Origin of the sequence: Streptomyces sp. YIM 98790 (assembly GCF_011421595.1) — a bacterium.
Taxonomy (GTDB): Bacteria; Actinomycetota; Actinomycetes; order Streptomycetales; family Streptomycetaceae; genus Streptomyces.
In genome coordinates this window covers 1-9,352 of the sequence record NZ_WTLH01000141.1, presented here as the reverse complement: position 1 = coordinate 9,352, position 9,352 = coordinate 1, and the positions used below count along the sequence as shown (strand labels likewise).

Here is a 9,352-nt window from a genome sequence, read left to right as displayed (position 1 = left end):
TGCGGCCTTGCGGCCTTGCGGCCTTGCGGCCTTGCGGCCGGAATTCCGGTCGGGAAGTGGCCGCAATGCGTCCCAGGGTCGGGGCATGGCGACGACGACCACCGCACCCGGCCGGCCTCTCACGCTGCGCGAGCTGAACCGCGCCCTGCTCGGCCGGCAACTGCTGCTGCGCCGCTCGGCCATGACCGCCGCGCAGGCCGTGGAGCACCTGGTGGGCCTCCAGACCCAGGTGCCGCACAACCACTTCACCGCGCTGTTCAGCCGCCTCGCCGGTTTCGACCCCGAGGACTTCTCCCGCCGCTTCGCGGAGCGCGAGTTCGTCCGCATCCCGCTGCTGCGCAACACCATCCACACCGTCACCGCGGACGACTGCGTGGCGCTGCGCCCGCTGCTCCAGCCGGTCATGGACCGCCCGATGCCCGGCACCTTCGCCCGGCACCTGGGCGGCGTGGACCTCGCGGCCGTCGCCGAGCGCGCCCGGCACCTGACCGAGGAGGAGCCGCGCACCTGGGCCGAACTGGGCGCCGCGCTGCTGCCGCACTGGCCGCGGAGCGACGCACAGGCGCTGGCCATGGCGGCCCGCCACCGGCTGCCCCTGGTGCAGACCCCGCCGCGCGGCCTGTGGCGGCAGGGCGGCCTGCCCCGGCACACCACCGCGGAGCACTGGCTCGGCCGCCCCCTGGCCGCCGCCCCGGAGCCGGACCCGGACCCGGACGCCCTGGTCCTGCGCTACTTCGCCGCCTTCGGCCCGGCCTCGGTCAAGGACCTCCAGACGTGGTGCGGCCTGACCCGGCTCCGTTCCGTGGTCGAACGCAACCGGGACCGCCTTCTGGTCTTCCGGGACGAGTCGGGCACCGAGCTGTTCGACCTGCCCGACGCCCCGCGGCCGTCCGCCGGCACCCCCGCACCGGTCCGCTTCCTGCCCGAGTACGACAACGTCTTCATCGGCCACGCCGACCGCACCCGGATCATCTCGCCGGCCGCCCGGGACCGTACCTGGAAGGGGAACCGGGCGTTCCCGGTGCTGCTGGTGGACGGCTTCGTCCGCGGCATCTGGCGGCTGGAGACGGCCCGGGAGACGGCCACCCTCACCGTCACCGTCTTCGGCGGCCCGCTCACCGCGGAGCAGCGCGCCGACGCCGAGGCCGAGGCCGGGCGGCTGCTCGCCTTCCACGCGCCCGACGCCGCCGTCCGCGACCAGCGCTGGCAGCAGGACGACTGACCGGACCCCGGGCCGGGCGGGACACCGCGCGCGGCCGGACGGGCGTTCGCGCCGCGGACCGGGTACCCGTAGCGTGGAGGTGAGGGCCCGCAGCCCCCGAAGGGAGCTCCGCAGTGGTTGCGACGGCCGACTACGCCGCGATCTTCGCCGCGACGCCGAATCCCTATCTGGTGCTGGGTCCCGATCTGGTGATCGTGGAGGTCAACGACGCCTATCTGACGGTGACCCACCGGAGGCGGGAGGACCTGCTCGGCCGGTACCTCTTCGAGGCGTTCCCCGACAACCCCGACGACCCGAACGCCACCGGGGTGCACAACCTGCGGGCGTCGCTGGAGCGGGTGCTGGCCACCGGGAAGCCGCACACCATGGCCCTGCAGAAGTACGACATCCCCGCCGGGGACGCCACGGACGGCTTCGAGGAGCGCTGGTGGTCGCCGCGCAACACCCCCGTGACGGCCGCGGACGGCTCGGTGGCCTGGATCATCCACCGGGTGGAGGACGTGACCGCCTTCGCCCGTCACCACCGCGGCGGACGCCGTCCCCCGGCGGCCGTGGCCGGCGAGGACACCGCCGGCCTCCAGGCGCTGGAGGCCGAGCTGTCCGTGCAGGCGCACGAGCTGATGCGGCTCAACGAATCGCTGCGCCAGGCCCATGACCAGCAGCGCGAGGTGGCGGTGACGCTCCAGGAGGCCATGCTGCAGGCGCCGGACCTGGCCCGCCACCACAACATCGCGGTGCGCTACCTGCCCGCCGTCAGCTCCATGAACATCTGCGGCGACTGGTACGACGCGGTGGACCTGGAGGGCGACCGCTTCGCCGTGGCGGTCGGCGACGTGGTCGGCCACGGCCTGGAGGCCGCCGCCGTCATGGGAATGCTGCGCAGCTCGCTCGGCGCCGCCATCCGCGCCCTGGCCCGGCCCGCGCAGGCGCTGGAGGTGCTGGGCCTGTACGCGCGTTCGGTCGAGGGAGCGACGGGCACCACCGCCGTGGAGGTTCTGGTCGACACCCGCAACCGGCTGATCACCTACAGCAGCGCCGGGCACCTGCCCCCGGTGCTCGGTCGCCCGGACGGGAGCGTGGAGCTTCTGAACCTGGCCACGGACCCGCCCCTGGCGGTCCGCCTGCACCATGCGCCGCGCCCGCAGGCCAGCCTCTCCTACAGGCCCGGTGACACCCTCCTGCTGTACACCGACGGGCTGGTCGAGCGCCGGGGCGAGGACATCGACGTGGGCCTGGCCCGGCTGTGCGCCGCCCTGGACGGGTGCGCGGGCCGGGACGCCGAGGAGACGGCGGACGCGCTGCTGGGCCGGCTCGGCCTGTCCGGCGGCGGACCGGACGACATCGCCCTGATCGTGGTCTGCCTGTGACGCGCCCGCGGCGCCCGCGGCGCCCGCGGTCCCGCCGTGATGCGCCGCGGGCGCGCCGTACGGGCCGACGCGGGGCCCGGGTGTTCAGGAGCGGTGGCGCAGGAGGGTGTCGGCGGCGTCGTTCACCGGCTGCGGGGTGCCCGTGAGATCCAGCACGAACAGCGGCAGATGCAGCTCGTCCGCGCGGGTGCGGGCCTCCCGCTCGTAGCCCGCCAGCGAGAAGGCCACCGCGGTCAGCGACTCGGCCATGCCGTGCAGCCAGAGCGTCTCGATCTCCCGCGGGCCGGTCGGGGAGGTGGCCGGGTTGACCTGGCCCACCACCTCCGGGCCGCGCAGATCGATGTCCGTCTCCCGGCGCGGCATGGCCGACCGCACCTTCTCGAAGCCCAGCCAGCGCAGGAACTGCTCGGCGCAGGCCACCGCGTCGCAGGCGGTGCGGATGGTGAGCGGCCGGAACGCGGGCCGGCCGTCGTGCATCTCCTCCGCGGCCTCGGCGCCGCCCGACGCGGCCAGCCGTACCGTCACCCCGCACGGGCAGCTGAACTCCGGCTGCGGCCACTGCCCGGGCTGCCCGCAGGCCGGGCAGGCCACCTCCGTCCAGGAGTCCGCCCACGAGCGGTGCCGTATCTGTACCGGCACCGCCCCGTGCAGCGGCACCGGCACCGGAGCACCACAACCGCACGGATATTCGGACGGGATGAAGGCGTGCTCCCGGTGGCACGCCGGACAGCGGACGGGCACGCTCTTGGCCATGGTGCGCTCCTGCTCCGGACCCGGCTCGGACGGCTTGTCTGACGGCATTGCCCAGGCATTCCCGGGGGCGGCTGGCCCCAGTCTCCCCGATCCGGCCGGGGCCCGCAGCGGTTCCGATCACGGTACGGGTCACTGTTCGGCCACGGAAAGGAATCGGGGAACACCCTCCCGGGGGCGCCCGCCGTTTACCTGGATGTGACACAGATTTTCGCCCTCCGTGTGGCGGGATGCGCGGACAGTGATATTTACTGTCCTCGTCCGGCGCGCGGGGGCGCTGTCAGCACCGGCAGGGTGCCCGGAAGGCCCGGGCGTCGCCAGATACGGCAGGGGAGGGCCGAGTGGCCGCGGGAATCGATCCTCGGCTGGATGAGCTCCGCAGCGCCGTGATCCGCGCGCGGGTGGCGCTGGAGACGTATCCCTCCGCGCTCACCGACCGCGCGGTGGCCGAACGGGAGCTGGCCGTCATGGAGTCACTGGCGCACGGCGCGGCCGGTGACCGTGCCGCCCCGGTGGATGCGGCGCTGCGGCACAGCCTGCTCATGGTCTTCGGCGCGCTCGGCTCGGTGAGCGCGCTCACCCCCGTGCTGGACGAACTCCGCCGGGCCGTCGACCTGTTCGGCGTGCCCGCGCAGCGCGTCCCGGTCCATGAGCGGCGCTGAGCGAGGGCCGGGGACGGGCGCGCCGGTGCGCGGGGTCCGCGCTAGTTTGGCCGGGTGCGACTGAGACTGGAATTCACCACCGAGCCGTTCGACCTGGAGGAACTGCCCCGCCATGCCGAGGTGGCCCGCCGGGTGATGGAGGATGCCCCGCTCGACGCCGTGGACGTCGGCCCGTTCGGCAACTCCGCGGAGGGCCCCGCCGAGGAGGTGCTGTCCGCCGTCCAGAGCCTGCTGCGCAGTTCCCTTGCGGCCGGCGCCACCCGCATCTCCCTCCAGGTCAGCAGCCTGCCGGCGACGGAGCCGGGGCCCGAGCGGGGGTCCGGTCCGAGGTCCGGGCCGGGGCCCGAGCCGGAGGGGACGGCGGGGAGATGACGGCCGATCCGGCCCGCCGGGCGTTTCTCGACGCCGTGCAGCCGCTGGTGGACGCGATCGGCGCCGAACTGCTCCCGCCGGAGGCCGCCGGTCCCGACGACGTGGTGCTGAGCTGGGAGGGGCGGGAGGCGGCAGCCGTGCGGCTTCCGCAGCTCTCCGAGTCCCTGGAACACCTGCTGCACGACCTCCAGCGGCGGCACGGCCGGCCGCTGTCCCAGCTCGACCGCAAGGCCAAGCAGTCGGTGGTGCGGCAGCTGGAGGCGCGCGGCGCCTTCGCGCTGCGGCACGGCGTGGAGACCGCGGCGGCGGCCCTCGGGGTGAGCCGCTTCACCGTCTACAACTATCTCAACCGGGAAGAGGGCGGCCTCAACCGGGAAGAGGGCGGCCGGGCGCCGGGCCGGGGCGGCGGCACACCCACCTGACTTCAACAGATTGTTGACTCCTGCCGGGTCGGTGGCTTAGCTGTACTCCCGTGCATTCCCGCGCCCTCGCCCGGCGCCGCCGCCCGCCCAGCCCTCTTCACCCCGCCGGAGGTCGTCTTGGCCCCGCACACCCCCGCCCCCGGAACGGCCTGGCTGAACACGGCCGGCACCGGCCAGGTGCGCCGGGCCCTGCTCGGCGTCTGCGCCTCCGGCGCCTGGGCCGACGCCGTGCTGCGCGGCCGGCCCTACCCGGACGCGGAGGGCGTGCTCGCCGCCGCCGACGCGGCCCTGGCCGCACTCGGCGCCGACGGCCTGGCCGAGGCGCTGGCCGGGCATCCGCCGATCGGGCGGCCCGCGCCCGGCGACCCGGTCTCCGCGCGCGAACAGCGCGGCATGGCCGGCGCCGGCCCCGGGCTGCGCGCCGAGATGCTCCGGCTGAACCTCGCCTACCAGGAGAAGTTCGGGCACGTCTTCCTCATCTGCGCCACCGGGCTGAGCGCGGAGCAGCTGCGCGATGCCGCCCGGACCCGGCTGGGCAACCCGCCGGAGACGGAGCGCGAGATCGTGCGCACCGAACTCGGCAGGATCAACCGCATCAGGCTTCTCGGCCTGCTCCGGACCGCTCCCGGGCAGCCCCCGGCCCCTGACCCACCCCCGTCTCCCGCGGAAGGACCTTCCCGATGAGCAGCGGCAGCCCCCCGCCCGCGGTCCCCGCCGCCCCGGCAACCGTTTCCACCCATGTGCTGGACACCGCCGCCGGGCATCCCGCCCGCGGCGTGGCCGTCACCCTGGCGGTGCGGAACGGCCCGGCGGGGGAGTGGCGGGAGCACGCCAGGGCCGTCACCGACGCGGACGGCCGCTGCACCGGCCTGCCGCCGCTGCCGTCCGCCACCGCCTGGGCCCGGCTGGAGTTCGCCGTCGCCGGCCACCTCGGCGGCGCGGCCTTCTTCCCGGAGGCCACGGTGGTCTTCGCCGTCGCGCCCGGCGAGCACCACCATGTGCCGCTGCTGCTCAGCCCGTACGGCTACACCGTCTACCGAGGGAGCTGACCGCGATGAGCGCCGATCTGCCCGCGCCCAGCCTCCCCGCCGACGGGCCGGTGTCCGGCACCGCGCTGCTCGGCCCGAACCAGTACGGCAAGGCCGAGACCCGGGTGGTGCGGGTCACCCGGGAGGGGCGCACCCACCACATCCGGGACCTGAACGTCTCGGTGGCGCTCTCCGGCGACATGGACGAGGCGCACTACACCGGCTCCAACGCCGCCGTGCTGCCCACCGACACCGCCAAGAACACCGTCTTCGCCTTCGCCAAGGAGCACGGCATCGCCTCGCCCGAGGAGTTCGGCATGCTGCTCGCCCGGCACTTCGTCACCGGCCGGCGCACCATACGGAGCGCCCGCATCCGGATCGAGGAGTACGCCTGGGACCGCATCGAGCCCCCCGCCGGAGCCGCCGGAGCCGCCGGTGCGGAGGGAGCGGCGCGGCACTCCTTCGTCCGCCGCGGCGACGTCATCCGCACCGCCCAGGTCGGCTACGACGGGGACGGCTGGGAGGTGCTCAGCGGGCTGAAGCACCTCACCGTGCTCAACTCCACCGGCTCCGAGTTCCACGGCTACCTCAAGGACCGCTACACCACCCTGGAGGAGACCCACGACCGCATCCTGGCCACCGAGGTCAGCGCCTGCTGGCGGCACCGGGGCAGCCCCGGCCCTCCGGCTGCCGGACCCGCGGCGGGGGCCGCCGCCGAGGGCGCCGTGCCGGACCACCGCGACTGGGACGGCATCTGGCGGCAGGCCCGTGACGGCCTGCTGGCCGCCTTCGCCACCACCTACTCCTACTCGCTCCAGCAGACCCTCTACGCGATGGGCGGCCGCGTCCTCGCCGACTGCCCCGGCATCGACGAGATCCGGCTCTCGCTGCCCAACAAGCACCACTTCCTGGTGGATCTGGAGCCGTTCGGCCTCACCAACGAGAACGAGGTCTACTTCGCCGCCGACCGGCCCTACGGCCTGATCGAGGCGACGGTGCTGCGCCCGGGCGCCGCCGCCCGCATCCCCGCCGACCTCACCAACCTGCCCTGAGGAGCACCATGGCGGACCGTCTGGTCATCGAGAACTGCGCCGTCGCCACCGTGGACGCGGACGGCACCGAGCACGCCACCGGCCATGTGGTGGTCTCCGGCAGCCTGATCGAGGCGGTCGGCCCCGGCCCGGCCCCGGACGGCCTGACCGGGGTGGCCCGCCGCATCGACGCCGCCGGCCATCTGGCCACCCCCGGCCTGGTCAACACCCACCACCACTTCTACCAGTGGCTCACCCGCGGGCTGGCCCAGGACCACAACCTCTTCGACTGGCTGGTCAGCCTCTACCCGGTGTGGGCGCGCATCGACGAGGACATGGTGCACACCGCCGCCCGGGCCTCCCTGGCCATGATGGCGCGCGGCGGGGTCACCACCGCCATGGACCACCACTACATCCACCCGCGCGGCAGCGGCGACCTGCTGGCCGCCGAGATCCGGGCCGCCCGTGAGCTGGGCGTGCGCTTCACCGCCACCCGCGGCTCCATGGACCGCGGCGCGTCGCAGGGCGGCCTGCCGCCCGACTTCGCCGTGGAGACCACCGAGCAGGCGCTGCTGGCCACCGAGGCGGCCATCGACACCCACCACGACCCGGCCTTCGGCGCCATGCTGCGGATCGCCGCCGCGCCCTGCTCGCCGTTCACCGCCTCTCCGGAGCTGATGCGCCGGTCCGCGGAGCTGGCCCGCCGCAAGGGCGTGCGGCTGCACACCCACGGCTCGGAGACGGTGGAGGAGGAGAAGTACTGCCGGGAGCTGTTCGGCATGGGCCCCACGGACTACTTCGAGTCCACCGGCTGGCTCGGCGAGGACGTGTGGATGGCGCACTGCGTGCACCTGTCCGACCGGGACATCGCCGCCTTCGCCCGCACCGGGACGGGTGTGGCGCACTGCCCGTCCTCCAACGCCCGGCTGGCCGCCGGGATCGCCCGGGTACCGGACCTGCTGGCCGCGGGCGTGCCGGTCGGGCTGGGTGTGGACGGCACCGCCTCCAACGAGGCCGGCGAGCTGCACACCGAGCTGCGCAACGCGCTGCTGGTGCAGCGGCTCGGACCGCACCGGGAACACGCGCTGACCACCCGGGCGGCGCTGCGGCTGGGCACCATCGGCGGGGCCCGGGTGCTGGGCAGGGAACGCGAGATCGGCTCCCTGGAGCCGGGCAAACTGGCCGATCTGGTGCTGTGGCGGCTGGACGGGCTGGGGCACTCGTCGATCGACGACCCGGTGGCCGCGCTGGTGCTCGGGCCCGCGGCCCCGGTGACGCTCGGCCTGGTGAACGGCCGTCCGGTGGTGGAGGACGGCCGGCTGGTCACCGCCGAGGAGGACGAGATCGCCCGGGCCGCGCGCGCCGAGGCACAGCGGCTGGCCACCCTGGCCGGCCTGGCCTCCTGAGCGCGCGCCTCCGGCGGTTCCCGCGCGGACGGGGCCCCGCGGGCGGGCGGGGGCGGCCGTCGTGCCGTCGGCCGTGCCGCGGGTACGTCACGAAACCGCTTCGGCTTCGGGTACGCCCCTGACGGGCGGAGGGCACTCCGCGACGATGTACGCCCGGCGGTGGGCACGGAAGGGCGGGCACATGGCGGGTTTCCAGGAGCTGTCGGCGGCCGATCCCCGGCAGGTGGGGCGGTACCGGCTGCTGGCGCGGCTCGGCGCCGGCGGCATGGGCCGGGTGTATCTCGGCCGCTCGCCCGGGGGCCGTGCGGTCGCGGTCAAGGTGATCCGGCCCGAGCTGGGCGAGGACCCGGTCTTCCGCACCCGGTTCGCCCGGGAGGTCGCCGCCGCCCGCCGGGTCAGCGGCGTCTTCACCGCCGGGGTGCTGGACGCCGATCCCGAGGGCAGCCCGGCCTGGCTGGCCACCGCCTATGTGCCGGGCCTGCCGCTGGGCGAGGCGGTGAGCCTGCACGGCCCCTGGCCCGTGCGGTCGGTGCTGGCGCTCGGCGCCGGCCTGGCCGAGGCCCTGGAGGGCATCCACGCCGCCGGGGTGGTGCACCGCGATCTCAAGCCCTCGAACGTCCTGCTGGCCGCGGACGGCCCCCGGGTCATCGACTTCGGCATTTCGCTGGCCGCGGCCGAGACCACGGTCGCCACCCAGGCCGGGATGGTGGTGGGCACGCCCGGCTTCATGGCCCCGGAACAGGTCGGCGGCCACCGGGTGGGGCCGTCCGCGGACGTGTTCTCCCTGGGCGTGGTGCTGGCGTACACCGCCACCGGGCGGGCGCCGTTCGGCGTCGGCTCGGCCCACGCGGTCAACTTCCGGGCGGTCTACGAGAATCCGGACCTGGACGGGCTGCCGTCCGGGCTGCACGCGGTGGTCGCCCCGTGCCTGGCCAAGGACCCGCGGGAGCGGCCCGCCGTGCCGCAGCTGCTGGAACGGCTCGGCGGCATGGCGGGCGCCGCGGCGGGCGGCGACGGCCGCAGCCCGGCGGAGATGCTCACCGGCGGCGGCTGGCTGCCGGAACGGGTGGCCGGAGCGGTCCGGGCGCGCAG

At 75.2% G+C, this 9,352-nt stretch carries 11 protein-coding genes; 10 read left to right on the top strand and 1 reads right to left on the bottom strand.

Going from position 1 to position 9,352, the window contains the following annotated elements; genetic code table 11:
• Positions 1-85 precede the first annotated feature (85 nt).
• Positions 86-1,222: a winged helix DNA-binding domain-containing protein gene (locus tag GQS09_RS20590; protein ID WP_165988471.1), complete on the top strand. Its 1,137-nt coding sequence runs from the start codon at positions 86-88 to the stop codon at positions 1,220-1,222.
• 113 nt (positions 1,223-1,335) lie between these two features.
• Positions 1,336-2,589 (top strand): SpoIIE family protein phosphatase, encoded by a 1,254-nt coding sequence (locus GQS09_RS20585; RefSeq protein ID WP_165988469.1) that lies wholly within the window; start codon positions 1,336-1,338, stop codon positions 2,587-2,589.
• An 84-nt stretch (positions 2,590-2,673) separates the two neighbouring features.
• Here the strand turns inward: GQS09_RS20585 and GQS09_RS20580 are convergent, their stop codons facing one another.
• On the bottom strand, positions 2,674-3,342 hold the full coding sequence (locus GQS09_RS20580) for a hypothetical protein (RefSeq protein WP_165988468.1): 669 nt from the start codon (positions 3,340-3,342) through the stop codon (positions 2,674-2,676).
• A 338-nt stretch (positions 3,343-3,680) separates the two neighbouring features.
• On the opposite strand from GQS09_RS20580, the gene GQS09_RS20575 reads away from it, so the two are divergent.
• The 8 genes from GQS09_RS20575 to GQS09_RS20540 form a co-directional block, all read left to right on the top strand.
• Positions 3,681-4,001, top strand: a complete 321-nt coding sequence (locus tag GQS09_RS20575; protein ID WP_313896245.1) for a DUF5955 family protein — start codon at positions 3,681-3,683, stop codon at positions 3,999-4,001.
• 54 nt (positions 4,002-4,055) lie between these two features.
• The gene (locus GQS09_RS20570) at positions 4,056-4,373 is read left to right on the top strand and encodes a hypothetical protein (RefSeq protein ID WP_165988465.1); all 318 of its coding nucleotides are present in this window, start codon (positions 4,056-4,058) and stop codon (positions 4,371-4,373) included.
• A complete protein-coding gene (locus GQS09_RS20565) occupies positions 4,370-4,795 on the top strand; it encodes a helix-turn-helix domain-containing protein (protein ID WP_165988463.1) in 426 nt (141 codons plus the stop codon). Before GQS09_RS20570 ends, GQS09_RS20565 begins: the two co-directional genes overlap by 4 nt.
• A 117-nt stretch (positions 4,796-4,912) precedes the next feature.
• Positions 4,913-5,479, top strand: a complete 567-nt coding sequence (uraD, locus tag GQS09_RS20560) for a 2-oxo-4-hydroxy-4-carboxy-5-ureidoimidazoline decarboxylase (RefSeq protein WP_399552571.1) — start codon at positions 4,913-4,915, stop codon at positions 5,477-5,479.
• Positions 5,476-5,844 (top strand): hydroxyisourate hydrolase, encoded by a 369-nt coding sequence (uraH, locus tag GQS09_RS20555; RefSeq protein ID WP_165988461.1) that lies wholly within the window; start codon positions 5,476-5,478, stop codon positions 5,842-5,844. The genes uraD and uraH overlap by 4 nt, the downstream gene beginning before the upstream one ends.
• A 5-nt stretch (positions 5,845-5,849) precedes the next feature.
• Positions 5,850-6,875 carry a factor-independent urate hydroxylase gene (gene pucL / locus GQS09_RS20550; protein WP_165988459.1) on the top strand — a complete coding sequence of 342 codons (1,026 nt, stop codon included), beginning with the start codon at positions 5,850-5,852 and terminating at the stop codon, positions 6,873-6,875.
• An 8-nt stretch (positions 6,876-6,883) separates the two neighbouring features.
• Positions 6,884-8,260: an 8-oxoguanine deaminase gene (locus GQS09_RS20545; RefSeq protein WP_165988457.1), complete on the top strand. Its 1,377-nt coding sequence runs from the start codon at positions 6,884-6,886 to the stop codon at positions 8,258-8,260.
• Between the two features lie 181 nt (positions 8,261-8,441).
• Positions 8,442-9,352 (top strand): serine/threonine-protein kinase (locus tag GQS09_RS20540; protein WP_207958074.1); only part of this gene is annotated, 911 nt, incomplete at its 3' end.

Excerpts from the sequence above, each read along its gene's own strand:
- uraH (WP_165988461.1), top strand. The coding sequence starts at position 5,476 with ATGAGCAGCGGCAGCCCCCCGCCCGCGGTCCCCGCCGCCCCGGCAACC.
- pucL (WP_165988459.1), top strand. The coding sequence starts at position 5,850 with ATGAGCGCCGATCTGCCCGCGCCCAGCCTCCCCGCCGACGGGCCGGTG.
- GQS09_RS20580 (WP_165988468.1), bottom strand. The coding sequence starts at position 3,342 with ATGGCCAAGAGCGTGCCCGTCCGCTGTCCGGCGTGCCACCGGGAGCAC.
- GQS09_RS20545 (WP_165988457.1), top strand. The coding sequence starts at position 6,884 with ATGGCGGACCGTCTGGTCATCGAGAACTGCGCCGTCGCCACCGTGGAC.
- GQS09_RS20590 (WP_165988471.1), top strand. The coding sequence starts at position 86 with ATGGCGACGACGACCACCGCACCCGGCCGGCCTCTCACGCTGCGCGAG.
- GQS09_RS20565 (WP_165988463.1), top strand. The coding sequence starts at position 4,370 with ATGACGGCCGATCCGGCCCGCCGGGCGTTTCTCGACGCCGTGCAGCCG.